This is a genomic window from Tabrizicola sp. (assembly GCF_030694085.1).
Classification (GTDB): domain Bacteria; phylum Pseudomonadota; class Alphaproteobacteria; order Rhodobacterales; family Rhodobacteraceae; genus Tabrizicola.
This window is the reverse complement of sequence record NZ_JAUXZE010000046.1, coordinates 146,909-171,898: the sequence shown is the minus strand read 5'-3', so window position 1 is coordinate 171,898 and position 24,990 is coordinate 146,909. Positions and strand designations below refer to the sequence as shown.

Here is a 24,990-nt window from a genome sequence, read left to right as displayed (position 1 = left end):
GGGGTATTCCGGGATCGAGAACCCGCTCTTCTTCAAGGAGAATACCCGGATGTTCTACGGCGACGCCAAGAAGTCCCTGGATGCCCTGCTGCCCATGATCGAGTGACCTGTCGCCTCTATGAAAAGGCCGCCGTTTGGCGGAGATTTCGCCGACTGGCGGCGTATCACCGCAAGCGAGAGATGATGGAAAAGCATCCTCACCTGCATGGGCCCTCTGTCGCTGCGCCAGGTGATGCACTCCGCCAAAGCGCAATAACAGCGGGGTATCCGCATTGATGCAGAAGATTATTGCTTGATACTGGCAGTATTGCGCAGAAACGTCGATCCATGAAGCTATAGCCGGGCATAATCACCAAGAATTCCCGCTTGCTGCGCGGTATCTTGTTCGACATTGGCAACTCTGGAACGGGATGGGTCGGATGAAGGTCGTGGTGCTGGGCGCGGGCGTGATCGGGGTGACTTCGGCCTGGTATCTGGCCAAGGCCGGACATGAGGTCACGGTGATCGACCGCCAGCCAGCCGCGGCGCTTGAGACGTCCTTCGCCAATGCGGGCGAGATCAGTCCCGGTTATTCCTCACCCTGGGCTGCCCCCGGCATCCCGATGAAGGCGCTGAAGTGGTTGTTCATGGAACACGCGCCGCTGATCATTCAGCCCCGCATGGACTGGACGAAGCTGTCCTGGATGGCGCGGATGCTGATGAATTGCACCTCCGACGCCTATGCCGTCAACAAGTCCCGCATGGTGCGGCTCGCGGAATACTCGCGGGATTGCCTGATGGAGCTGCGGTCCGAAACCGGGATTTCCTACGACGAACGCACCCAAGGCACGCTGCAACTTTTTCGGACCGAAAAGCAGGTGGCGGCGGCCGAAAAGGACATCGCGGTCCTGAAGGCCGACGGCGTCCGGTTCGAGGTGCTGGATGCCGACGCCTGCGTCGCAGCCGAGCCGGGTCTGGCTTCGGCCAAGCACAAGATCGCGGGTGGACTGCGGCTTCCGGGCGATGAGACCGGCGACTGCTTCAAGTTCACCCAATCGCTTGCCGACATGGCGCGCACTCTGGGCGTCACCTTCCGCCACGGTGTCTCCATCGACCGGCTTGAGGCGTCGATGGGCCGGATCACCGCAGTCCACACCTCCCAGGGCCGCGTCACGGCGGATGCCTTCGTCGTTGCGCTGGGCTCCTATTCGCCGATGCTGGTCAAGGACTTCGGGATCAACCTGCCCGTCTACCCCGTCAAGGGGTACTCGATCACCGTCCCGATCGTGGACGCGGCCCGCGCGCCGGTCTCGACGGTCATGGACGAGACGCACAAGATCGCCATCACCCGACTTGGCGACCGCATCCGCGTTGGCGGCATGGCCGAGATTGCCGGCTTCGACACCGGCCTAAGCCCCAAGCGCCAGGCCACCCTGACCCATTCGGTCGAGGACCTTTTCGGCGGGGCAGGCGATCAGTCCCAGGCGAAATTCTGGAGTGGCCTGCGCCCGATGACGCCCGATGGCACCCCGATCGTCGGCCGCTCGCCGATCCAGAACCTGTTCCTGAACACCGGGCACGGCACGCTGGGCTGGACGATGGCGGCGGGCTCGGGCCGGGTGCTGGCCGATATCGTCAGCGGTCGCCGGGCCGAGATCGAGGCCGCCGACCTTGGCTACGCCCGCTACCAGCGCGACGGCTGGAAGGGCCAGCGTCCGCAGGCGGGGATGCCGGTTCCGGCGTAATCCGACAGGGCCTCCCGGCGTAACCAATGGTTGCATCGCGCGGGGCGGCCTCCCTGATGTGGCGAGCCGCATTACCCACTGGATTGAAACGCAACTTCGGCGCACACTGGCGTCATGCGTCGGCAGCGGGGAATGCAGCGTGACGGCAGAGCGGAACGGACTTATCGACTATGGCCGGTTCGCTGCGGCGCTCGGCCTGGTGTGGTTCTTCACACAGGCGCCCGGCAACCGGGTTGCCTATCTATCCGTGCCATTTCTGCTTGTCATCCTTACTCTGCCCACCACGGGCACCATCGCAGCCAAGGCGCGGCGGCTTCTGCTGCCCTTCCTGGTCTGGTCGCTGATCTTTGCTGTCGTCCAGACGGCATTCACGCTGAAGATCAACGCCCCGCCCTTCGCCTGGTGGGAAGACTACATGCTGCTGACCGGCACCTGGTATCACCTCTGGATCCTGCCCTTCGCCTTCCTCGCCGCGGTCCTTGCGCCCTGGTTCCAGCACCCGCTCGCCTCGCTTGGTGCCGCGCTCTTGGTGGCGCTGCTCATGGCAGTCAAGGGAACCCCCGAGGCCGTGCCCTTTGGCATGTGGAGCTTCGGCATCATTCCGATCCTTGTCGGGATCGCCTTCTTTGCCTGGGGGTGGCGTCTGGCGGTCGTGACACTGCTGTTCAGTTCGGCGATCCTCTTTCTTGGACGCCCTGCGCCGGACAACATCACAATCCTTGTCGGAACTGCGCTCGCCCTGCTCTGCATGTCGATCCACCTGTCCGCCACGCAGACTTCGGACTGGTGTGGTCGGATGTCGACCTGGATCATCGTGTCGCACCCGCTGGCGATCATTATCGGGCAATCGCTTCGGATCACCTATATCGAGCTTGCGCTCTTTTCCGTCGTGGTCAGCGTCGTTCTGGCACAGATCCTTGATGTGGCGACGCACGGCACCCGACGCAATCAGCTGGAGCTGTCCTGACGGTTATAACCGGATCGTCTGCGCAATCCGCCGCAGCTGAACCCGGGCCAGACCGGGATTTGCGGTTTCCGCGTCCATCGTGACGCAGAGAAAAGCCTTCGGGGACTGCGCCAGGGGGCGGATCAGAAGCACGCTATGGCCCAGCGTGACCAGGATATCCTCGACACTGTCGTCGACCAGTTCCATCGCCCGCAGGTGCGCCCGGCCCAGACCGATCGCTGCGGCCATTGTGGCCTCATGGTCGTGCAGCCCCTCCTCCTGCTCGGCTGCCAGCACGTGCCCGGTCGCACTGTCGACCAACCAGGCACCGACAAACCCGCTGACCCGACGCAGACCCGAAATGTCGGCCTCGTTCCCGCGCAGGAAGGTGCGGCGCGGGCGGACGGGAAGTGGCGCAGGACGCGCTTCCGGGATCACGGCGCGGGCCGGACCCTCACCGGCGGCGCCCATCGGCACCAGCCGGCGCAGCAGCACCACCTTGCGGTCCTTTGGCTCGGGCTGGGGAAGGACGCGCTGCCACTCCTCGGCTCTCTGGAAGCGGGCAGCAGGTATCACCGCCATCGCCCGGTCGATGCTTTCCAGAAACCCCACCGGATAGCCCGCGACCCGCCCCGCCAGAGGACGGCAGGGATCGGGCCGTTTTTCTGCCTTCGCCGACAGCCGCGACTGGCAGTTCTCTGGCGCCGTGCCGCTGATCGCGTGGTACAGAGACGCAGCCAACGAGTAGATGTCGCTCCACGGTCCCGAGTTTCCGCCCCCCGCGTAAAGCTCGTGCGGGGAATAGCCGTCCTTCACCACGCTCAGGCCCGAAAACTTCCGCGCCTCGCCCGCCGCACTGCGCCGCGCCGCGCCAAAGTCGATCAGGATCGGCTCGCCCTCCGGGGTGACGAAGATGTTGTCGGGCGAGATGTCACAATGCAAGAGCCCCCGCCCGTGGATATAGCCGATGGCCGAGACCAGCTTGCCGGCGATGGTCACGATCTGGTCGGGGGTCAGAGTCGCCTTCTTCTCGTCCACGATCTCCAGAAGATCATGGCCCCGGATATAGTCCATCGCCATATACGCAGTGTCATTGTCCTCGAAGACCTGATGCACGCCGACGATGTTGGGGTGCTTCAGGCTGGCCAGGCTTCGCGCCTCGTTCAGGAAGCTTTTGACGATCCGCCGCATGTGGTCGCGCGTGGACAGCGACCGCGCCCGGACCCGCGTTTCCGTCCGGCGGCAGAAGGTCGACGAGAAACACTCCTTGATCACCACCTCGCGGTCCAGGCTGTCCTTGGCCAGATAGGTGATCCCGAACCCGCCGCTGTTGATGTAGCGGACGATGCGGTACTGGCCATGAAACAGCGAGGTGCCGGGCAGAAGCTCGTCGCTCAGGTCCGAGCGGTTCAGCGTATCGGACGTGTCAAATGCCATGTTCCAGGGGCCCCCTTACCCCAAGACGCAACTTCCGGCCCCACTGCAGCACCATGTCGATTCTGTGGCGAAAACCGGACACGATTTACAACCTGAGGTTGTGGTTGGATTGCGGCTGGATTGAGGCACGATTGAGTCCGAAGTGCCTAAATGCTTAAGGCCCCACCGGAATCCTCCGGCAGGGCCCTTGTCGCGCTTAACGATTGGGCGTCTTAGCGTTCCTCGACCAGGATCTCGCGCTTGCCGACGTGGTTGGCGCGCGTGACCACGCCTTCCTCTTCCATCTGTTCGACCAGACGCGCGGCCTTGTTGTAGCCGATGCCCAGCTTCCGCTGGATGTAGCTGGTCGAGCACTTGCGGTCCCGCGCCACGATGGCCACGGCTTGGTCGTACAGCGTGTCATCGCCCTCCGAGTTCAGGCCCAGCACGGCGTCGATCTCGTTGTCACGCTCGTCCTCCGGCCCTTCGACGACGCCCGACATGTAGACCGGCGGCCCGAAGGATTTCAGGTGGTTGACGATCTCTTCGACTTCCTCATCGCTGACGAACGGCCCGTGGATACGGGTGATCTTCGCGCCATTGCCCATGTAAAGCATGTCGCCCGCGCCCAGAAGCTGCTCCGCCCCCTGTTCGCCCAGGATGGTCCGCGAGTCGATCTTAGACGTCACCTGGAAGGAAATCCGCGTCGGGAAGTTCGCCTTGATCGTGCCGGTGATGACGTCGACCGAGGGCCGCTGCGTCGCCATGATCAGGTGGATGCCGCTGGCCCGCGCCATCTGCGCCAGGCGCTGGATGCAGGCTTCGATCTCTTTCCCCGCCACCATCATCAGGTCGGCCATCTCGTCGACGATGACGACGATATAGGGCAGTGTGACGGGGGCGAATTCTTCGGTCTCGAAGACCGGATCGCCGGTTTCTTCGTCGAAGCCGGTCTGGATCGTGCGCTTGAACATCTCGTTCTTCGACAGCGCCTCACGCACGCGGCCGTTGTAGCCCTCGATGTTGCGCACGCCCATCTTGGACATCTTGCGATACCGTTCCTCCATCTCGCTGACGACCCATTTCAGGGCCACGACGGCCTTTTTCGGGTCAGTGACGACAGGGGACAGAAGATGCGGGATGCCGTCATAGACGGAAAGTTCCAGCATCTTCGGGTCGATCATGATCAACCGACATTCCTCGGGCGTCAGCTTGTAAAGAAGGCTCAGGATCATCGTGTTGATCGCAACCGACTTCCCCGACCCCGTGGTCCCGGCGATCAGCAGGTGCGGCATCTTAGCCAGGTTCGCCACGACAGGCTCGCCGCCGATGTCCTTGCCCAGTGCCAATGGCAGCCGCAGATGGCTGTCGCCAAAGTCGCGGGCGGACAGGATCTCGCGCAGGACCACCTTCTCGCGGTGGGCGTTCGGGAGTTCGATCCCGATGACCGACCGGCCAGGCACGGTGGAGACACGGGCGGAAAGCGCCGACATCGACCGCGCGATGTCATCGGCCAGCCCGATCACGCGGCTGGCCTTCAGGCCCGGCGCGGGTTCCAGTTCGTACATCGTCACGACCGGGCCGGGGCGGACCGCCGTGATCTCGCCCTTGACGCCATAGTCGTCCAGGACGCTTTCCAGCATCCGTGCGTTTTCTTCCAGCGCCTCGTCCGACAGCTGATTGCCCTGCACCTTGACCGGGGCGGTCAGCAGGTTCAGCGGCGGCAGCTCATAGACCTGCGCCGGTTCGTCGAATCGCAGCGCGGGCTGGCTTTCCGCCATCGCCTGCCGGGATGGGGCCGCCTTCTTCACCGCATGCTGCACCACGGCCTTGCGATCGGGCGCAAAGACCATCGGACGGGCGGGGGGCAGTTCGTCCTCCAGATCGTCCAGCGGATAATCGGCAAGATCGTCCTGATCATCCCAGGCCGCTGCCTCGGTATAGGCGAGCGGTTCATCTTCCTCGACCTCCGGCTCCCAGGCAGGAACAGCCGCGGGCGGGGTGGTCCGGGGCAGGGGCCGCGTGTCGGCCATCAGCACCACGGGTCCCTTCGGCCGCATCACCGGCGGTTCCACACGCGCGGCTGTCGGCAGTGGCGGCGGGGCGACCGGGAAGTCCGGCGTCCGCATCACGCGGGTGCGGATCACATCGGAAATCCGCGCCTTGATCCGGTCCTCCTGCGGCATTGCGGCGTCCCAGGTCGGCTCGACCTCGATCAGTTCCGGCTCGGGCTGGGCCTTGCGACGCAGACGCTCCAAGAGACCCAGCTTCTCCTTGACGGGGGCGGGGGCATATTCGGGCTCCGGCGCAGGACGCGGCTCGGACCGCAATGAGGCCGGCATCGCCCGCGCAGGTGCCGCCCGCAGCGGTTCGGGCGCCATTGCCCCCGTGACCGGCGGCATGACCCGACGCGAGACGGGCACATCGCGCCCCATCGCCGCCGGAGGCTCATACCCCCGTGCCGCAGTGATGTTGGCCGACCGCGTCCGCGCCCGGTCCTGCAAGGCCGCGGCCCCGCTCAACGCGCCGCGCGCCCCGCTTCCCAGCGCCTGCCGCAGCGCGGAGTAGCCCAGGATCGACCCCAGAAGAAGGAAGCGCTGGATCGTCCTAAGCTCGTCCATGTCGAACCCGGTGACGAACAGCATCATCGCGATCAGGCCGCCGAAGGTCAGCAGCGACAGGAATTTCAGCCCGAAGCCCGCGCTTCCCGGGATCATGCCCAGAAGCGACCCCGTGACCGTATCGCCAAACAGGCCACCAAGGCCGAAAGTGTGGGTCCAGTCGTTCCCCGGCACCAGCGTCGCGCAGTGAACCGCTGCGAAGGCCACTGCGATCACGGCGAACACGACGCGACCGATGGCCCGCTCGCCGCCCCGGTGGGCCATGAAGCGCAGGCCCCAGGCCGCGAAGATCAGCGGGATCGTCCAGGCGCCCTTGCCGATCAGGATGATCAGGGTCGAGGCGACGGCCGCCCCGAACCGCCCGAACATGTTCTGCGCCGGTTCCTCGGTCGCCACCATCCAGCCCGGGTCCTCGGGCGAGTAGCTCCACAGCATCAGCGTGAACCCCAGCGCTGCCAGCAGCAGAACCAGCCCCAGAAGCTCGCGCCCCCGGCGTTCCAGCATCGCCTGTGTGCCCTGGTCCAGAAGCGGATCGCGCTGCCGTGCCTGATACGAAGCCATTCGTCCCTCACTCACCCGTAGATGCAGTCGCGCAGCAAAGTCAGCCCGCGCTGCGTTTCTTCTTGAGCAGCGACCAGCGCCACCCGGATATATCCCTTGCCGGGGTTGGCCACTCCGGTCTGGCCCCCCGCATCGCGCGAGAGGTAGCCGCCGGGCAGAACCCGCACCCCCGTCTCGCGCCACAATTTCAAAGCCGCCGCCTCGCCATCCTCGACCGGCAGCCACAGGAAGAACCCACCCTCCGGCGCCTGATAGCCCTGCACCCCTGCGAAAATCTGGTCTGCATCGCGGAACTTCTGCTGATACTGCGCGCGGGACGCCGTCACATGCGCCTCGTCCTGCCAGCATGCCTCGGCCACCCGTTGCAGGGGCAGGGGCAGCGGCGCACCCGCAAAGGCGCGCAACTGCCGGATACGCAGCATCGACTGCGGTCCGGCCGCGACGAAGCCCGACCGCAAGCCGGGCAGGTTCGACCGCTTGGACAGCGAATGGAAGACCACCGCTCGCTCCGGGTCCGCGCCCTGCTGCGCCGCGACCTGCAAGAGACCAGAAGGCGGCGTTTCGCGCCAGATCTCGGAATAGCACTCGTCGGCCAGCACCTTGAAGTCGTGCTTCTCGGCCAAAACCAGCAGGTCCGCCAGATACTCCTTCGACGCCACCGCCCCCTGCGGATTGGCCGGCGAGCAGATATAGGCCACTGCCACCCGGTCCAGCACGTCCCTGGGCAGGCTGCCATAATCGGGCAGGAAGCCATTGGCGGCGGTGGCGGGAACATAGACCGGATCGGCCCCGACGGTCAGCGCGGCCACCGCATAGACCTGATAGAACGGGTTCGGCATCAGCACGACCGGCTTCTGGCCGTTCTTCTGTTCGGGACACAGGGCGATGCAGGCGTTGAAAAGGCCCTCGCGGGTGCCGTTCAGCACCATCAGCCGGTCCTCGGCCACCGCCACCCCATAGCGCCGGGCGATCCAGCCCGCGATGGCCGCCAGAAGCTCGGGTGTGCCGTCGTTCGGCGGGTAGACGGCGAAGCCCGACAGGTTGGCGGCAAGGATCGGCCCGACAAAATCCGGCATCGCGTGACGCGGCTCGCCGATGGTCATGGCGATGGGCGCACCACCCGGAGGATGTGCGTCCAGAAGCTTCCGCAGACGCGGAAACGCATAGTCCGGCAGGTTCGAAAACCGCTCAGGAAACGCCATTACTGCCTCAATCGCAGGGTCTATCCGCCCCGTTTGCACGAACGATAGCCAGTCACGCGCGAGAGGTCCACAAAAAACCCTGCCCGCTGAGAGGCTTGGGGTTGCCCTGTGGCTTTTGCGCTAGAGTGGGGAGGGTGGGCGGATCGCCCACCCTACGCCCGCGTCAGACTTCACGCCGACTGCACCAGTTGCACCGTGACGGCGGCATAGAAAACCGCACTCGCGGCAAGCACGCACAGATGCCAGATCGTGTAGTGGAACGGCAGCCGCTCCCAGACACAGAATCCCACTCCCACCGTGTAAAGCACGCCGCCAAAGGTAATCAGCACCATCACCGGGGTCGATAGAAGCGCAAAGAGCGCACCCCCGCCAATCAGCCCGGCCCAGCCCATCCCAAGCGCCAGAGCGATGGCCACCAGTTTCAGCCGGTCAGGCGCAAAGGCGCGCAGGCCGGCCCCAGCAAGGGCCGCGACCCAGAGCGCGACCAGAAGCCCCGTCGCGTCGGCCCCTGACAACAGAACGAACGGTGTATGGGTCGCAGCGATCAGGCACAGAATCGCGGTGTGGTCCAGACTGCGGAACACCCGCCGCAGGCGGGGCCGCGTCGTCAGATGGAACAGCGCCGAGAAGACCAGCATCGTCAGCAGCGCCAGTCCGTAGATGGTGGTCGAGGCGACGGCAGGTGCATCGCCGCGCAGGATTACCGCAAGCGCGATCAGGACCGGCACCGCGATCAGCGCCGCACCGATCCCCAGGGCGTGCACGATGGCATCGCTCAGACGTTCAGCGCGGGAATACTGGTGGCGGGAATCCAGAAGCATACCCGCACCCTAGCAGAAACGGCTCCCGGGCGCGATTCGACCCCCGATCACAAATGCGGTGTCAGTCGGTCTTGCCGACGTTTTCGGCAAACGCCTTCTGGAACGCCGCCTCCTTGCCCGCATCCGCCTCGGTCTGGTTCCGGGCCACCCAATCGGCATAGGGCATCCCGTAGACCACCTCGCGCGCCTGGTCCTTGGTCATCTCGATGCCGCGCTCGGCTGCGGCCTCCCGATACCAGCGGCTCAGGCAGTTGCGGCAGAACCCGCCCAGGTTCATCAGGTCGATGTTCTGCACCTCGGGTCGCTTGACCATCAGGTGGTGCACCAGCGCGCGGAAGGCCGCGGCTTCCAGTTCAGTCCGGGTTGCGTCGTCCATCACAGGTCCTCCAGCACTTCGGTCAGGATCCCCGCCAGCCGCGTCGCCCAATGCTCCTGCTCGGCGGGTGTGGCGATCAGGTCGTTCCTTACTTCTATAAGTGTGTTGTGCCGCCCCAGACGCAAGGCGTGCCGGTCGATCGCGTCGCCGGGCAGGTGGCCCGAATAGGGCTCGTTGTCGCCGATGCACAGGTCGGTCTCGGCCTGCAGGCGCGCGATCAGCGGCTTCGAAAAGCGTTCGTCCACATGGGAATACAGCACCCCGACATGCCAGGGCCGCAAGGCCCGCCCCCGCAGGCAGGGGGTGAAGGAATGGACCGCGACGATCACCCGGTCCGGCCTCAGCGCCGCAAGGCGGGCATAGGCCGCGTGATAGGGGCGATAAAGCCGGTCCAGCCGCCGCTCGACCTCCTCCGGTCCCGCATGACGGTTGGCCGGGATGATGGTGCCATCATACAGCTTCATCACCAGGGTCGGGTCGTCCTCGCCCCGGTTCGGGTCGATGACCAGGCGGCTGAAATCCGACAGGATCGCCGGGCTGTCCAGCAACCTCCCCAGCGCCGATGCAACCCCCGCCGCGCCCACGTCCCAGGCGATATGGCGCGCCATGTCCTCGGCCGGGATGCCCAGATCGCCGCCGTTCACCCAGTCCGGCACCCGGTTCGACGCGTGGTCGCAGGTCACCAGCCAGCGGCCGGGCCGGTGCTCTCCATCGATCCTGAAGGCCAAGGCAATTCTCTCGTGGCTGCTCATCCCTCCCTTAAGGTCGTTCTTCGCGGGACGCCAGCGATGAGCAACTGAAAGGCAGCGAAGAGCGGCGGGAAAGCGTTGCGGGATGTCCAGAGTTGCGCCATAAGGCCCTCGGCCCACATGAACCGGAATTTATCAGCAGGAGGATGGCGATGCGCCGTCACCGCAACGTGAAGATTGTGGCCACGCTTGGCCCGGCATCCAGCAGCTACGAGATGATCCGCGCCTTGTTCGAGGCGGGGGCCGATGTGTTCCGCCTGAACATGAGCCACGGCGTCCACGAGGATATCGCCAAGCGCCACGCAATCATCCGCCAGGTCGAAAAGGACCTTGGCCGCCCGATCGGCATCCTGGCCGACCTGCAGGGCCCGAAGCTGCGCGTGGGCGTCTTTGCCAACGGCGCCGAGGAACTGGTCGAGGGCGCGGCCTTCCGCATGGACCTGTCCAGCGTGCCCGGCGACGTCCATCGTGTGAACCTGCCACACCCCGAAATATTCGCGGCACTGGAACCCGGCACCTCGCTTCTGGTGAACGACGGCAAGATCCGCCTGCATGTCAATGCCTGCGGCAAGGACTTCGCCGATTGCACCGTGGTCGTCGGCGGGACGATTTCCAACCGCAAGGGCGTGAACGTCCCCGATGTCGTGCTGCCGGTGGCGGCGCTGTCCGAAAAGGACCGGGGCGATCTGGAATTCGTCTGCGAGCTCGGCGTGGACTGGCTGGCCCTGTCCTTTGTCCAGCGTCCCGAGGACGTGATCGAAGCGCGGACCCTGGCCAAGGGCCGTGCCGCCATCCTGTCCAAGATCGAGAAACCCGCCGCCGTAAAGGCATATGATGCGATCCTCCAGGTCTCGGACGGGATCATGGTGGCGCGCGGTGACCTTGGCGTGGAACTGCCCGTCACTTCGGTCCCGCCGATCCAGAAGCGCCTGGTGCGTGGCGCGCGTGCTGCGGCCAAGCCGGTGATCGTCGCGACGCAAATGCTGGAATCGATGATCGAATCGCCCGTGCCCACCCGGGCCGAGGTCTCGGACGTCGCCACCGCCATCTACGAAGGCGCGGACGCCGTCATGCTGTCGGCCGAATCCGCCGCGGGAAAATACCCGGTCGAGGCGGTCCGCACGATGAACGACGTCGCGATGAGCGTCGAGAAGGACCCGACCTTCCGCTCGGTGATCGAGGCCAGCCGTCAGGTCCGCCGCGAATCGGTGGCCGACGGCATCGTCGCCGCTGCCCGCGAAATTGCCGAGGCGACGAACATCAAGGCGATCTGCTGCTTCAGCCAGACCGGGACGACGGCCAGCCTCGTCGCCCGCGAACGCCCGCATGTCCCGATCATCGCCCTGACTCCGCTGATGTCCACAGCCCGCCGGATGGCGCTGACCTGGGGGGCGCACTGCGTCATCACCCCGCCGCAGGACCGCTTCAAGGGCGCTGTTCTGGCCGCAGTCAGTGCCGCACGGGCCGACGGCTTCGCGACCGAGGAAGACCAGATCGTCGTCACCGCAGGCGTGCCCTTCAACGTCAAGGGCACCACCAACATCCTGCGTGTGGCGCCTTGCGACGAACGGTTGATCTCGCGCGTCGACCCCGAGTAGGCTTCGCGTGCTTGGGCGTAATGGCGGGGCGTCATGGATACTGATCTCGCACTGACCGTTGGCATCCTGCTTCTGGTCCTGTCGGTCCCGTCCTTGCTGTCGGCCTGGGTCGAAAGCCGCGCCCCGCGGCTGGGGGCCATCCTGTTCATCGGGGCGGGGGCGTTGATCCTCTACGCCCTGACCACCCATCCCGGCGGCTACGCCTTCCGGGAGGTGCCCGGCGTAATGATCAACGTCCTCATCGGTTTCTTCGACTGACGTTGCCCCTTGCACCTTGACCGGCCTCCCCCTATAGGAACCGCTCGATTACCCGCACGGCCGGCCACAGTGGCATGCCGAGTCGTGCCTGAAACCACGGAGATGGAAATGCCCAAGATGAAGACCAAGTCGGCGGCGAAGAAGCGTTTCAGCTTCACGGCCTCCGGTCGGGTGAAGGCCGGTCCTGCCGGCAAGCGCCACGGCATGATCAAACGCACGGCGAAATTCGTCCGCAACTCGGCCGGGACCATGATCCTGAACGACAGCGATGCGAAGATCGTCAAGAAATACATGCCCTACGACCGGTAAGGAGAGCACCAGATGTCCCGCGTTAAATCCGGCAAGGTGACGCACGCCCGTCACAAGAAGGTCATCAAGGCTGCGGCTGGCTACTACGCCGCCCGCTCCACGAACTTCCGCACCGCCACTCAGGCCGTCGACAAGGCCCAGCAGTACGCCACCCGCGACCGCAAGGTCCGCAAGCGCCAGTTCCGCGCGCTGTGGATCCAGCGGATCAACGCTGCCGTTCGCCTGTTCGACGCCGAAATGACCTACTCGCGTCTGATCAACGGCCTGTCGAAAGCCGGCATCGAGGTTGACCGCAAGGTCCTCGCCGACCTCGCCGTTCACGAGCCCGAGGCGTTCAACGCCATCGCCGGCCAAGCCAAGGCCGCTCTGGCCTGATCGGTCCGGTCCAAGACTAGGGAAAGGCCCTGCGGCGACGCGGGGCCTTTTCTGTTTCAGGGGGCTTCGTGCTGTATCTGCTACACCCTCGGAGGGTTGCAGCCCTTTGGTGGATCGCCGGTCTCGGCTACATTGCAGACCATCAGGCTTCTTTTGACGAAGGCGATGATGACTAAGACTGTTCGCTACCTGACGCATCCGCAGGTCCTGATCGACCCTTCAAGGGAAATCACCGACTGGCCGCTGAACAGTGTCGGGACTGCCCGCGTGACCGCCCTTGCCAAACAGCTGGGGTCACTTTCCGCGACGAAAAGGGTCATCAGCAGCGCTGAAAGAAAGGCGCTGGAGACGGCTGGCCCGCTTGCGACGGCCCTCGGGGTCAGCCTGGAAATTCGCCCGCTGATGCATGAGAATGATCGCAGTTCCACTGGCTTCCTGCCGCCGGAGGAATTCGAGAAAGTCGCCGATGCGTTCTTCGCCAATCCGTCCCTAAGTATCCTGGGGTGGGAAACCGCACATGACGCCCAGCGGCGGATCGTGTCTGAAGTCGAACTGTGTCTAAGCGATGGCGTCGGGGGGGACGTGCTTTTCGTCGGACATGGCGGGGTCGGCACCTTGCTCTTTTGCGCCTTGACCGGCAAGAAGATTGACCGCAGCCATGACCAGGGTCCCGGCGGCGGTGGATGCTGGTTTCAATTCGACAGCACAGACCGTCGACCGCCGCACCCCTGGCGAGTCATGGAGAGCCTGGCACAGGGCGGCTGATGGCGGCCCCGCTGTTCAGCGATTGAACACCCGGCTCGGGTGCAACTCTCCGCCCCGGTAGTGCCCCACGGCCACCGCCAGCCCATCCAGACTGGCCCAGCCCTCGGTGCCCCAGTCGGCGTGACCGATCACCTGCCCCGGATTGCCGTTCCGCAGCCGCGCCGCGCCTTCAGGCGTTGCGGTGAACTCGGGCAGGTCCTGCAACCCCAACTCCAGCGGCAGAAGGTGCGCATCCAGCGCATCGGTCTTCGCCTCGGCGTCGATGGTCGCCAGGGTCACGCCGTCCTCGGCCTCGAACGGCCCCGACCACGTCCGCCGCAGCCATTCGACATGCCCCAGACATCCCAGGGCCTGCCCCAGGTCCCGCGCGATCGACCGCACATAGCCGCCCTTGCCGCAGACCATCTCCAGGTCGACATGGTCGGCATCCGGGCGACCCAAAACCAGCAGGCTTTCCACCCACAAGGGCCGGGCGGCCAGGTCCATCGCCTCGCCCTCGCGCGCAAGATCATAGGCGCGGTCGCCGTCCACCTTCACGGCGGAATACTGTGGCGGCACCTGCTGGATATTCCCCCGAAACGCCCCCAGCGCCGCCTCGATCTGATCATCGGTCGGCCGCACAGCCGACGTCGCAATCACCGCACCCGAGGCATCGTCGGTATCCGTCGCCGCGCCCAATACCACCCGGAAGCGGTAGCACTTCAGCGCGTCGGTGATGTAGGGGATCGTCTTCGTGGCCTCTCCCAGGGCCACCGCCAGCACGCCCGTCGCATCCGGGTCCAGCGTCCCCGCATGGCCCGCCTTCTGCGCCCCAAATGCCCACTTCACCTTGTTGACCACCGCCGTCGAGGTCAGCCCGGCGGGCTTGTCCACGATCAGCCAGCCCGAAACCGCCCGGCCCTTCTTCACGCGCCCCATGCCTTATCCCTTCGGAACCACGGTGCCGACAATCGGCCCCATCGGGAACCCTCCGTCATGCCGGTCAAGCGAAGGCGCATACAGCCGCGAGATATTGCCGTCGAAGTAAAGCGCCTCGAATAGCCCCAGCTCATCGCGGAAGAGCCGCGCGAAGGAATGGAAATTCACCGCATCGTTGGAAATCGCGAACACGGCCCGCGTGCCGTCCTCCGAAACCCCCACGCCATTGCGGATATAGGTGCTGTCGCTGCCAGGCAGCAGCTTGGGGTGCAGCTGGCCGTCGATCACCAGCATCGGCCCGGACTGCGTCGCATAGCGGCACTCGGGCCGGTCCCGCTTGAAGGTCCGGCTTTCGATCACCCGGAACCCATCTCCGATACAGAACACCCCGTTCGGCAACAGGCCAAAGTTTCCCGGCCCGTCGCTGGTGACGATGGCCGACTTTTCGACCCCGTCCTCGACATACAGCCCCACCGGAGCGAGATCGCGGTGATACATCCCGGCGTTCATCGCGAAGCCAAGCGTCGTGCCCGTGGCCTCGAGTGCCTCGTTCACGCGGCGGAAACTGCCATAGGCCCCGTCCGACCCGGAATGGAACAGCCGCAGGTCCTCGCCCAGCGTCACGTCGCACAGGGTGTATGACGCGCCTTCAAAGCTGGTGTCCCGGCAATCGGCTGCCTCCGCCGCCACCGGCGCCAGCAGGAAGGCCCAGGCCAGAAGCCTCATTCCTCGTCGTCCGCCGCGCCAAGATCGCGCTGCACCGCGGGGTCCGAAAACAGGCGCCGGGTTTCGTCCAGCCGGTCGAAGGTCTCGTCGGCGCGAAACCGCAGGTCGGGCGCGTATTTCAGCGTCAGTTCGCTGGCGATCCGGTGCCGAAGCTCGGCCTTGTTGCGCGCCAGCGCCGTGATCGCGTCCTGCACCGGAACCGACCCCATCAGCGGCATCACATAGACCGTCGCCACCTTCAGGTCGGGCGAGCACGACACCTCGCCCACCGTGATCGACATGGCGTTCAGCTCGGGGTCATGGATCTCGGCCCGGTTCAGCACATCGGCCAGTGTGCGGCGGATCAGTTCCCCCACGCGAAGCTGGCGTTGCGACGGCCCGGACCCGGTATTGAAGCGCTTGTTCGACATTCCGCCCCTTTATGCCGTTTCGCACGCGCCCGCAACGCCGGGCTTCTCACGCCTGCGGGAACCGGCTAGGGAAGGGCCAAAGGCAGGGGGTGAAGCATGAGCAATGGTCCGGGACTGGTGGTCACTGGCGCCTCGGGGCGGATGGGTCAGACGTTGATCCGTCTGGCACAAGCTTCCGACAAGCTGCACCTCGTCGCTTGCGTCGAACGCTCCGGCCACCCCTGGATCGGCCGTGACGTGGGCGACGCGATGGGCGGCTCTCCGATCGGCGTCAAGGTCACCGACGACGCGCTGGAAGCCTTCGCCAAGGCCCAGGCCGTCGTCGACTTCACCTCACCCGCCGCCTCGGTCGAGTTCGCCGCCCTTGCCGCCCAGGCCCGCGCCGTCCACGTCATCGGCACCACCGGCCTGGAACCGGACCACATCGCCCGGATCGACGCCGCCGCCCGCCACGCCACCATCATCCGCGCGGGCAACATGTCGCTTGGCCTGAACCTTCTGGTCCGCATGACCCAGAAGGTCGCCGCCGCCCTTGACGCCGACTGGGATATCGAGATCGTCGAGGCCCACCACCGCATGAAGGTCGACGCCCCCTCGGGAACCGCCCTGATGCTGGGTGCCGCCGCCGCCGAGGGCCGGGGCGTCAGCCTCGACGATACCAAGGTCTCGGGCCGCGACGGCATAACCGGCGCGCGCGCCAGGGGGTCCATCGGCTTCTCTGCCATCCGCGGCGGCGACATCGTCGGCGAACATGACGTGATCTTCGCGGGCGAGGGCGAACGCGTCATCCTCCGCCACATCGCAACCGACCGCGCCATCTTCGCCCGTGGCGCGCTGCGGGCCGCCGTCTGGGGCCAGGGCCAGAAGCCCGGCCACTACGACATGATGGATGTCCTCGGCATCTGACGATTGATCCGACTCGGCACTCGTGGCGTATACTTTCCCAGTTGGATCTGGAGAGATGCCATGCTTCGCCTGTGCATTGCGCTCATGTTCGCGCTGCCGTCTGCTGCCGCTGCCGAAGGCTTCACGCCAGTGAAGGACAAGAACCGCTTCCTCGACATCGTCCAAGACCGCGAACTCAGGATCGGCCTTTACAACCTGTCGCTCAACGTCCTGCCCGACGGTCGCATCGACGGATCGGCCTTGGGCTGGAAGATCACCGGAAACTGGTCCTGGAAAGACGGTTACTTCTGCCGCGAGATGGACTGGAGCGGCACCCCCATAAGCTACAACTGCCAGTTGGTCGAAGCTGACGGCGTTCAGAAGCTGCGCTTCACCGTCGATCAGGGCAAGGGCGACAGCGCGACCTTCCGCCTGCGCTAGGCTCCGCTCGTCGTGGACTGCGTCCCTCCTCGCTGCGGGTCCACCAAGGGCGACCCTGCGACGAGAAGACGAGGTCGCACGAGGAGCAGCCTCTGCCGCAGAACCGACGGTGACCCGGCCCGAAACCCTGCTAGGCTGCTTGCAACATATCGCAGTCCGGGAGACGTGCATGAAGATTCACCCCCCAGGCCACGCCCCTTCCCGCTCCGGTTCTGCCGACTGGTTCACCGGACAAGTGCGGATCGACCCGCTCTTCAACCCAGATGCGCCCGACCGGGTGCAGGGCGCGCTGGTGACCTTCGACCCCGGCGCCCGCACCGCCTGGCACACGCACCCCCTCGGCCAGACTCTGATCGTGACGGCGGGCCTTGGCCGCTGTCAGTCCGAAGGCGGCCCGGTCCAGGTCATCCGCCCCGGCGACGTGGTGACCTTTGCGCCCGGTGAACGACACTGGCACGGCGCTGCCCCCGACCACGGCATGTCCCATATTGCCATCCACGAGGTCCAGGACGGCCGCAGCGTCGACTGGCTGGACCTGGTCAGTGACTCCGATTACGGCGCCGATCCGCTGGACCCGACCGGCTGACGTCGGCCCTTCCATCTACAAAGGGCCAGCGATCCAGGGCCTTCCCGGCCCGGCCCCGCGCCGGGGCCTCCCGCACAACCGGGAAACACCGCCCGACCCTCTGGCGTCCCCAAGGGGCAGCGATTTGCAGCCGTCCCCTTGGCCAGACCTTGCCAGATCCTTAACGTCCACAACCAAACCCTTGACTGCAAAAGGCAACCCGAAACCGACCAGTGTGGACAGGCGACAAGAAGACGATGTCGCACGAGGAACACCCCCGCTCCAACGATCAGAAATCGACCGCCAGCCCCTTCTTCTCCCAGTCGCCGTAGCGCACGGGTTCCGGTCCCTCCCGGCCCCCCAGCTCCTTCGGCAGCGGCTCATTGGCCGCAGCCGCCTTCCGCCGCGCTTCCGCCTCGGCCAGCGCCCGCTTCGCGGCGGGTGGCAGATCATCGTGCATGTCCGACCCTTCCTTGTGTGGCCCCCCAACCTGATATAACCCGCATCCCGAACCAGCAAGGGGACGGCAATGGCCGAAGGGGTCGTGGCGCGCGCCACCGCAGTGGCAATCCTGGACGGCGTCCTCGGCGAAGGCCGGATGCTGTCGGACTTCTCCGGCGGCGATCTCGCCCCCGCCGACCGCGCCCGCGCGCTGCGGCTGGCCGAGACGGTCCTGCGCCACCTGGAACCCGCCGACAAGCTCCTTGACAAGCACCTCCGCAAAGCTCCGCCGCTGACCGTCCGCAACACCCTCCGCCTCGCCCTGGTCGAACGCGCCGAAGGTGCCCCCGCCCACGGTGTCGTCAATGCAGCGGTCGAGATCACCCGCCAGGGTGGCAAACGCACCGCCCACCTCGCAGGTCTGGTGAACGCCGTCCTTCGCGCGCTGCCCGAGACCGTCACCCTGCCGCCGCAGAAGCTGCCCCGCTGGCTCCGCCAACCACTTGTCCATACCTTTGGCCGCGACACCGTCACCGCGATCGAGACGGTCCACGGCCAGGAGCCCCCGCTCGACCTGACCCTGCGCCCAGGCTTTCCGCACCCCGAGGGCGAGCTTCTGCCCACCGGCAGCCTCCGCCTCCGCAGCCCCGGCCAGCTTTCCACCCTGCCGGGCTACGCCGAGGGGGGCTGGTGGGTCCAGGACGCCGCCGCCGCTCTCCCCGCGAACCTCCTGCAACCGCAACCCGGCGAGCGTATCCTTGATCTTTGCGCCGCACCCGGCGGCAAGACTCTGCAACTCGCCGCTGCCGGGGCCGAGGTGACCGCGCTGGACATCTCCGCCCCCCGCATGGCCCGTGTCCAGGCGAACCTCGCCCGCACTGGCCTGACGGCAACCCTCGTCATCGCCGACGCCCTGCACTGGCAGCCCGAGGCACAATTCGACGCCATCCTCCTCGATGCCCCGTGTTCGGCGACCGGCACCATCCGCCGCCACCCGGACCTGCCCTTCGTCAAGGACGGCTCGGAACTCGCAACCCTGACGCGCCTGCAATCCGAACTGATCGACCGCGCCCTTGCCTGGCTGAAACCGGGCGGCCGCCTCGTCTTCTCCACCTGCTCGCTTCTCCCCGAGGAAGGCGAGGCCCAACTCGCCGCGGCCCTCACGCGCCACCCGGCGCTGACCGCCGAACGCCGCGACCTCGCCGGCGTCGCCCCTGGCTGGTGGACCCCCGAAGGCGCCCTCCGCCTGCGCCCGGACTACTGGGCCGATACGGGCGGTATGGACGGCTTCTTCCTCGCCTGCCTGCGCAAGTCGGCCTGACCGGACAATCACCCTTTCAGCTTTGCACAAATATCCTCCGGGGGTTTGGGGGTGGAAAACCCCCAATGTCCAAGCTTGTCACCCGCGCCCGCGCGCCCGTCGAAAGCCGCCCCAACCCGCGCGATGCCGGACTCCGGCGCGCCCGATCCACCCCCAACGCCCCGTCGCTCCACCCGAAGACAAGGCCCGGGAAAAGGCAAGGGTCGCGGGTTAAGAAACCCCTAACACCCGCGACCAAGTCATTGACAAGGATAGATCATCAGAGATTGTCCACCGTGGACACCTACCGCAGCAGCTCCAGCACTTCCAGGCTCGGATACCCATCCGGCACCAGCCCCCGCGCTTTCTGGAACGCCTTCACGGCAGCCACGGTCTTCGGCCCCATCCGCCCGTCCACGCCCCCCGGATCGAATCCCGCCCCACCCAGCCGATCCTGCAACTCCCGCCGCTCCTCCAGCGTCAGTGCCCGCAGCTCCCGCGGCCAGCCCGACTGTATCCCCGCCCGTCCGGCAAGACGGTCCGCCAGGCTCCCGATCGCCAGAACATAGGCATCGGCGGTGTTGTATTTCTCGATCACCTGGAAATTCGGCCAGATCAGGAACGCCGCCCCCCGGTGCCCCCCCGGCAGCAGGATCGACCCCGGCCCATGGTCTGGCAGGTCAGCGCCGAAGACCGTCCTGACCCCCATCGCCTGCCATTCGCTGACCGGCTTCACCACCCGCTCGGTCGTCTGGTCATGGTCGAACCCCTCGGGCAGGCGCACCTCCACCCCCCAGGGCTGCCCCTTCGTCCAGCCCCAGTGCCGCAGATAATTCGCCGTCGAGGCCAGCGCGTCACCCGGGTCCTCCCCCCACAGGTTCCGCTTCCCGTCCCCGTCGAAATCGACCGCGAATTTCTCCCAGCTGGAGGGCATGAACTGCGTGTGCCCGCTCGCCCCTGCCCAGGAACCGGCAAACCGCTCCACATGCCCACCCTCGACGATCCGCAAGGCCGCAATCAGCTCTGCCTCGAAGAACGCCCCCCGCCGTCCCTCATAGGCCAGCGTCGCCAGCGACCCCAGCACCGAAAGGTCGCCCCGATAGGTGCCAAAGGCGCTCTCCAGCCCCCAGACCGCCGCGACGACCTCCTTTTCGACGCCAAACTCCGCCTCGATCCGGTCCAGCAGCGCCCGGTTCCGCTCCAGCGCCTTCAGCCCCAGCGCCACCCGGTCCTCCGACACGGCGGTATCCAGGTAGTCCCAGATCGTCTTGGAGAATTCATTCTGGTTGCGGTCGCGCTCCACGACCTTGGAGTTGAACTCGACCCCCCGCATCGCCGCGTCGAAGGCTGCGGCGGACACCCCTGCCGCCAGCGCCCGGGGCCTGAACCCCTCGATCCAAGCGTCCAGTCCAGCCTGCGACCCCATCTCACCCTCCATCCCCGCCACCGGATCGGGCAGGATCGTCTGCGCCGGCGCCGAAAGACCCAGCACCACGCTCGCCCCAAGCGCGACCAAAATCCTTCGAAGGATTTTGCAAGACTTTTCGAAAAGTCTTGCCCCCCTCATCTCCGCTTGCGCACCAGCCGCCGCTTCGCCGCCGCCTGCGCGGGTTTTCTCGGGTGATACTTCCCGCCCGACCGTCGCGAAGGCCGTACCACGGCGCCCTCGACCGACAGCAACTCCAGGATCAGCCCGCCCGTCACCGGCACCGCCTCGGCCAGCCGCACCATGACCTTCTGCCCGATCCCCAGCACCAGCCCGGTCTCCGACCCCATCAGCGTCTGGCTGCCCTCGTCATAGTTGAAATATTCCCGCCCCAGGGCCCGCACGGGGATCAGCCCGTCCGCCCCGGTCTCGTCCAGCCGGACAAACACCCCGAACCGCTGCACGCCGGAAATCCGCCCCGCGAACTCCGCGCCCACCCGGTCCGCCAGATAGGCCGCAAGGTAGCGATCATTGGTATCCCGTTCCGCCGCCATGCTGCGCCGCTCGGCCTCCGAGATCAGCTTGCCTGTCTCCTCCAGGTTCTCGATATCCCAGACCGACAACCCGTCCCCGCCTGATTTGGGGCCCCAGCCATGGCCCGTGATCAAAGCCCGGTGCACGATCAGGTCGGAATAGCGCCGGATCGGGCTGGTGAAATGCGCATAGTTCTGCAGCGCCAGCCCGAAATGCCCGAAATTCTCCGGGTGGTAATAGGCCTGGGTCATCGACCGCAGGGTGGACAGGTTGATCAGCTCGTCGAATTCGGTCCCCTGCGCCTGGGCCAGCAGCCGGTTCAGGTGCCGGGTCTGCAACACCTGCCCCTTGGCCAGCGTCATCCCGGCACCCTCGGCCACCTCGCGCAAGCCCTCCAGCTTCAAAGGCGACGGCTCCTCGTGCACCCGGAACAGCAAGGGACGCTTCAGCCGGATCAGCTCCTCCGCCGCCGCGACATTGGCGAGGATCATGAACTCCTCGATCAGCTTGTGCGCCTCCAGCCGCTCCTTGAACGCGACCGAGGCGACGCGGCCCTCGGCGTCCAGCTCGATCTTCCGCTCCGGCAGTTCAAGGTCCAGCGGCTGCCGCACCTCGCGCGCCCGCTTCAGCGCGGCATAGGCGGCGTAAAGCGGCTTCAGGATGGGCTCGACCAGCGGTGCGGTCTTGTCATCGGGACTTCCATCCACCGCCGCCTGCACCTGGGCATAGTGCAGCGACCCGACCGACCGCATCATGCCGCGCAGGAACCGATGGCTCCGCTTGTGACCGCCTGCGTCGATCACCATCCGCACCGCCAGACAGGCGCGGTCCACGCCCTCGTGCAGCGAGCAGAGGTCACCCGACAGGATGTCCGGCAGCATCGGCACCACCCGGTCGGGGAAATAGGTCGAATTGCCCCGCCGCCGCGCCTCACGGTCCAGCGCGCTGCCCGGGGTCACGAAATGCGCCACATCGGCAATCGCGACCCAGACCACGAAGCCGCCGATGTTGCCCGGATCGCTGTCCGCCTCGGCATAGACCGCATCGTCCCGATCCCGGGCATCGACGGGGTCGATGGTCAGCAGCGGCACCTCGCGCAGGTCCTCACGCCCCTGCAACCCGACGGGCTCGGCCCGGTCGGCTTCGGCTATCACCGCGTCGGGGAAGACATCCGGGATGCCATGCTGGTGAATGGCAATCAGGCTGGCCGCCCGCGGTCCCGCCGGATCGCCCAGCCGCGCCAGCACTCGGGCCGCCGGCAGACCCAGCCGCCGCGCCCCCACGGCTTCAGCCTCGACCAGTTCACCATCCTTCGCCCCGCCCGTCATGTCGGACGCCACCCGCCATTCCTTGTCGCTGCCCTTTTCGATGGGCGTGATGCGGCCACCTTCGGCGTTGGACCGGAACACCCCCAGAACCTTCGTCGGGTTAGATCCCAGCTTGCGGATCAGCCGCGCCTCATAGGCGTAATCATCCAGATCGACCTTCGCCAACCGCGCCAGGATCCGGTCGCCTGCGCCAAGCGCCGGGTCTCCCTTCTGCGGAATCACCAGGATGCGCGGAGCGTCGTCCACGCCTTCCTCCAGCGGCTTCGCGTAAAGGTCGCCCTGCGCATCCGGGGCCAGCACCTGCAGCACGGCCACCGGCGGCAGCACCCCCGGCTCACGGAAGCGGCGGGCGGATTTCTCCACCACCCCTTCGCCTTCCAACTCGCGCAAAAGCCGCTTCAGCTCGATTCGCGCATCGCCCTTGATCCCGAAGGCCTTGGCAATGTCGCGCTTGGCCGAAAGGCCGGGGTTTTCGGAAATCCACTGACGGATTTCATCCTTGGAGGGCAAAGGTTTCATGCCCGCAGACGTAACACGGCCTCCCGCACAAGACTACCCGGACAGCCCTTTCACCTGGCATGAAATATCCCCGCCGGAGGCAAACCCGAGGAGGAGGGCGCAAGCCCGACGATGAGACGAAAGACACGCGCCGCAAGGCGCTCTGCATGGCAACCGCCGGTCAGAGGGCGCGGCGCATGTGGCGGTGCGGGATGCCGGCGTCCAGGAATTCCTCGCCTTCCACGGCGAAGCCCAGCTTCTCGTAGAACCCCGTCGCATGGGACTGCGACCCCAGACAGGCCTCGGTCACGCCCGGCTGGTCCTGCAGCACCCGCAAGGCCGTCTCGATCAACGCCGCGCCAAGGCCCGTGCCCCGCGCGGCAGGCAGAACGCAGACCCGGCCGATCTTGCCCGTCGCGCCCTTGACCAAGAGCCGGGCCGTCCCGACCGGCCCCTGCCCATCGAAGGCAAGCAGGTGGATCGCGGTCTCGTCCAGCCCGTCGACCTCATCGGCCTCCGAAACGCCCTGCTCGTCGATGAACACCGCCCGGCGCAGGCGCTGGCAGGTGGCGATGTCGCGGGTAACCTCGATCTTCACGCGAAATAGTCCCGCAGGATGCGGCCGTAGATCGCCTTCAACTGGTCGATCTGCTCCACCGCCACGCACTCGTCGACCTGGTGCATCGTCTTGCCGACAAGGCCGAACTCCACCACCGGGCAATGCTCGCGCACGAACCGCGCGTCCGAGGTCCCGCCAGAGGTCGAGGCCATCGGCTTTCGCCCCGTCTCGGCCTGCACCGCCGTTGCCACCAGCGCCGACAACTCGCCCGGCGGGGTCAGGAACGCCTCGCCCGAGACATGGATCTTCAGCGCGATCTCCACCCCCGCCGCCTCGGCCACCGCTTCCGCCTCATGGCGCAGCCACGAAGCCAGCGTCTCGCCCGAATGGGTGTCGTTGAAGCGGATGTTGACCCGTGCCGTGGCCCGAGCCGGGATCACGTTGCCTGCAGGATTGCCGCAGTCGATGGTGGTGATCGCCAGGGTCGAGGGGTCGAAATGCGGCGTGCCGCGGTCCAGCGGCTCGGCCTCCAGCTTGCCCAGCAGCTTTACCAGCGCCGAAAGCGGGTTCTTCGCCCGGTGCGGATAGGCGGAATGGCCCTGCACCCCTTCGACCGTGATGTCGCAGGTCAGCGATCCCCTGCGGCCGATCTTCATCATCTCGCCCATCTCGTGCGGGCAGGTGGGCTCGCCCACCAGGCAATGCGTCATCCGTTCGCCGTTGAAGGCCATCCAGTCCAGGATCGCCACGGTCCCGTCCTTGCCCTCGCCTTCCTCATCGCCGGTGATGGTGATGATCACCGCCCCGTCGGGCGGGGTCTCGCGCACGAAATCCATGGCCGCCGCGACAAAGGCCGCGACGCCCGACTTCATGTCGCAGGCCCCCCGGCCATACATGAAACCGTCACGGATCTCGGCCCCGAACGGGTCGAAACGCCAGGCTTCGGCATCGCCGACCGGCACCACGTCGGTATGTCCGTTGAACCCGAACGCCCGGTTTGCGCCCTGCTTGCCCCAGCGGGCATACAGGTTGGCGATCCCGCCCCGATCGACCCGCGTGCAGGTGAACCCGGCCTGCGCCAGAATCCCCTCCAGCAGCGCGATCGCCCCGCCCTCGGCCGGCGTGACCGATGGGCAGCGGATCAGCTTGGCGGTCAGTTCCACCGGGTCTACGGGCTCGAAGGGCATCATCAGGTCCAGGTTGGGGCGCGCATGATCCCTAGCCGCTTGGCCGGGGTC

The 24,990-nt window shown here is 66.4% G+C and carries 26 protein-coding genes; 12 read left to right on the top strand and 14 right to left on the bottom strand.

Going from position 1 to position 24,990, the window contains the following annotated elements; genetic code table 11:
• The 3 genes from Q8M85_RS12095 to Q8M85_RS12085 all read left to right on the top strand — a co-directional run.
• On the top strand, positions 1-106 hold a 106-nt coding region (locus Q8M85_RS12095), incomplete at its 5' end, for an NAD(P)(+) transhydrogenase (Re/Si-specific) subunit beta (protein WP_305544300.1).
• Between the two features lie 313 nt (positions 107-419).
• Positions 420-1,724 (top strand): D-amino acid dehydrogenase, encoded by a 1,305-nt coding sequence (locus Q8M85_RS12090; protein WP_305544751.1) that lies wholly within the window; start codon positions 420-422, stop codon positions 1,722-1,724.
• Between the two features lie 139 nt (positions 1,725-1,863).
• The gene (locus Q8M85_RS12085) at positions 1,864-2,691 is read left to right on the top strand and encodes a hypothetical protein (protein ID WP_305544748.1); all 828 of its coding nucleotides are present in this window, start codon (positions 1,864-1,866) and stop codon (positions 2,689-2,691) included.
• 3 nt (positions 2,692-2,694) lie between these two features.
• On the opposite strand, the gene Q8M85_RS12080 is transcribed toward Q8M85_RS12085, so the two are convergent.
• From Q8M85_RS12080 to Q8M85_RS12055, 6 genes are all read right to left on the bottom strand, one after another.
• Entirely contained in the window at positions 2,695-4,107 is a 1,413-nt protein-coding gene (locus Q8M85_RS12080; protein WP_305544746.1) for a serine/threonine-protein kinase, read from the bottom strand.
• Between the two features lie 212 nt (positions 4,108-4,319).
• Positions 4,320-7,268: a DNA translocase FtsK 4TM domain-containing protein gene (locus Q8M85_RS12075; protein WP_305544744.1), complete on the bottom strand. Its 2,949-nt coding sequence runs from the start codon at positions 7,266-7,268 to the stop codon at positions 4,320-4,322.
• A gap of 11 nt (positions 7,269-7,279) precedes the next feature.
• The gene (locus Q8M85_RS12070; RefSeq protein WP_305544741.1) at positions 7,280-8,470 is read right to left on the bottom strand and encodes an aminotransferase class I/II-fold pyridoxal phosphate-dependent enzyme; all 1,191 of its coding nucleotides are present in this window, start codon (positions 8,468-8,470) and stop codon (positions 7,280-7,282) included.
• A gap of 170 nt (positions 8,471-8,640) precedes the next feature.
• Complete coding sequence (locus Q8M85_RS12065; protein ID WP_305544739.1) at positions 8,641-9,291, bottom strand: hemolysin III family protein; 651 nt, start codon at positions 9,289-9,291, stop codon at positions 8,641-8,643.
• A gap of 61 nt (positions 9,292-9,352) precedes the next feature.
• Entirely contained in the window at positions 9,353-9,667 is a 315-nt protein-coding gene (locus Q8M85_RS12060) for a DUF1244 domain-containing protein (RefSeq protein ID WP_305544737.1), read from the bottom strand.
• A complete protein-coding gene (locus Q8M85_RS12055; protein ID WP_305544735.1) occupies positions 9,667-10,419 on the bottom strand; it encodes an N-formylglutamate amidohydrolase in 753 nt (250 codons plus the stop codon). The genes Q8M85_RS12060 and Q8M85_RS12055 overlap by 1 nt, the downstream gene beginning before the upstream one ends.
• Before the next feature lie 149 nt (positions 10,420-10,568).
• Between Q8M85_RS12055 and pyk the strand changes: the two genes are divergently transcribed.
• The 5 genes from pyk (at position 10,569) to Q8M85_RS12030 (ending at position 13,721) form a co-directional block, all read left to right on the top strand.
• The gene (gene pyk, locus Q8M85_RS12050) at positions 10,569-12,014 is read left to right on the top strand and encodes a pyruvate kinase (protein WP_305544733.1); all 1,446 of its coding nucleotides are present in this window, start codon (positions 10,569-10,571) and stop codon (positions 12,012-12,014) included.
• Between the two features lie 33 nt (positions 12,015-12,047).
• Positions 12,048-12,272: a hypothetical protein gene (locus Q8M85_RS12045; RefSeq protein ID WP_305544730.1), complete on the top strand. Its 225-nt coding sequence runs from the start codon at positions 12,048-12,050 to the stop codon at positions 12,270-12,272.
• 108 nt (positions 12,273-12,380) lie between these two features.
• Entirely contained in the window at positions 12,381-12,581 is a 201-nt protein-coding gene (gene rpmI, locus Q8M85_RS12040) for a 50S ribosomal protein L35 (RefSeq protein ID WP_305544727.1), read from the top strand.
• Positions 12,582-12,593: 12 nt separating this feature from the next.
• Positions 12,594-12,956: a 50S ribosomal protein L20 gene (rplT, locus tag Q8M85_RS12035; RefSeq protein WP_305544725.1), complete on the top strand. Its 363-nt coding sequence runs from the start codon at positions 12,594-12,596 to the stop codon at positions 12,954-12,956.
• A gap of 168 nt (positions 12,957-13,124) precedes the next feature.
• Entirely contained in the window at positions 13,125-13,721 is a 597-nt protein-coding gene (locus Q8M85_RS12030) for a histidine phosphatase family protein (protein WP_305544722.1), read from the top strand.
• 15 nt (positions 13,722-13,736) lie between these two features.
• Here Q8M85_RS12030 and truB read toward each other — a convergent pair whose 3' ends face one another.
• Genes truB through rbfA form a run of 3 tightly spaced genes read right to left on the bottom strand, consistent with a single transcriptional unit; the run spans position 13,737 to position 15,775 of the window.
• The gene (truB, locus tag Q8M85_RS12025) at positions 13,737-14,639 is read right to left on the bottom strand and encodes a tRNA pseudouridine(55) synthase TruB (protein ID WP_305544719.1); all 903 of its coding nucleotides are present in this window, start codon (positions 14,637-14,639) and stop codon (positions 13,737-13,739) included.
• 3 nt (positions 14,640-14,642) lie between these two features.
• Positions 14,643-15,365, bottom strand: coding sequence for a phosphodiester glycosidase family protein (locus Q8M85_RS12020; RefSeq protein WP_305544718.1), 723 nt, complete (start codon positions 15,363-15,365; stop codon positions 14,643-14,645).
• Positions 15,362-15,775, bottom strand: coding sequence for a 30S ribosome-binding factor RbfA (rbfA, locus tag Q8M85_RS12015; RefSeq protein WP_305544716.1), 414 nt, complete (start codon positions 15,773-15,775; stop codon positions 15,362-15,364). Before rbfA ends, Q8M85_RS12020 begins: the two co-directional genes overlap by 4 nt.
• 96 nt (positions 15,776-15,871) lie before the next feature.
• Here rbfA and dapB point away from each other — a divergent pair, with 96 nt between their 5' ends.
• From dapB to Q8M85_RS12000, 3 genes are all read left to right on the top strand, one after another.
• Entirely contained in the window at positions 15,872-16,681 is an 810-nt protein-coding gene (dapB, locus tag Q8M85_RS12010) for a 4-hydroxy-tetrahydrodipicolinate reductase (RefSeq protein ID WP_305544713.1), read from the top strand.
• Positions 16,682-16,741: 60 nt separating this feature from the next.
• Entirely contained in the window at positions 16,742-17,101 is a 360-nt protein-coding gene (locus tag Q8M85_RS12005) for a dihydrodipicolinate reductase (RefSeq protein ID WP_305544711.1), read from the top strand.
• Between the two features lie 169 nt (positions 17,102-17,270).
• Positions 17,271-17,687 carry a cupin domain-containing protein gene (locus Q8M85_RS12000; protein ID WP_305544708.1) on the top strand — a complete coding sequence of 139 codons (417 nt, stop codon included), beginning with the start codon at positions 17,271-17,273 and terminating at the stop codon, positions 17,685-17,687.
• 268 nt (positions 17,688-17,955) lie between these two features.
• Here Q8M85_RS12000 and Q8M85_RS11995 read toward each other — a convergent pair whose 3' ends face one another.
• Complete coding sequence (locus Q8M85_RS11995) at positions 17,956-18,126, bottom strand: DUF1674 domain-containing protein (RefSeq protein WP_305544705.1); 171 nt, start codon at positions 18,124-18,126, stop codon at positions 17,956-17,958.
• Positions 18,127-18,195: 69 nt separating this feature from the next.
• Between Q8M85_RS11995 and Q8M85_RS11990 the strand changes: the two genes are divergently transcribed.
• Positions 18,196-19,428, top strand: a complete 1,233-nt coding sequence (locus Q8M85_RS11990) for an RsmB/NOP family class I SAM-dependent RNA methyltransferase (RefSeq protein ID WP_305544702.1) — start codon at positions 18,196-18,198, stop codon at positions 19,426-19,428.
• Between the two features lie 283 nt (positions 19,429-19,711).
• Here Q8M85_RS11990 and Q8M85_RS11985 read toward each other — a convergent pair whose 3' ends face one another.
• From Q8M85_RS11985 to dapE, 4 genes are all read right to left on the bottom strand, one after another.
• Positions 19,712-20,899, bottom strand: a complete 1,188-nt coding sequence (locus Q8M85_RS11985) for a lytic murein transglycosylase (RefSeq protein ID WP_305544699.1) — start codon at positions 20,897-20,899, stop codon at positions 19,712-19,714.
• Positions 20,900-20,970: 71 nt separating this feature from the next.
• A complete protein-coding gene (rnr, locus tag Q8M85_RS11980) occupies positions 20,971-23,214 on the bottom strand; it encodes a ribonuclease R (RefSeq protein ID WP_305544695.1) in 2,244 nt (747 codons plus the stop codon).
• 160 nt (positions 23,215-23,374) lie between these two features.
• Complete coding sequence (locus tag Q8M85_RS11975) at positions 23,375-23,791, bottom strand: GNAT family N-acetyltransferase (RefSeq protein WP_305544692.1); 417 nt, start codon at positions 23,789-23,791, stop codon at positions 23,375-23,377.
• Positions 23,788-24,939 carry a succinyl-diaminopimelate desuccinylase gene (gene dapE, locus Q8M85_RS11970; protein WP_305544690.1) on the bottom strand — a complete coding sequence of 384 codons (1,152 nt, stop codon included), beginning with the start codon at positions 24,937-24,939 and terminating at the stop codon, positions 23,788-23,790. Before dapE ends, Q8M85_RS11975 begins: the two co-directional genes overlap by 4 nt.
• Positions 24,940-24,990: the final 51 nt, after the last annotated feature.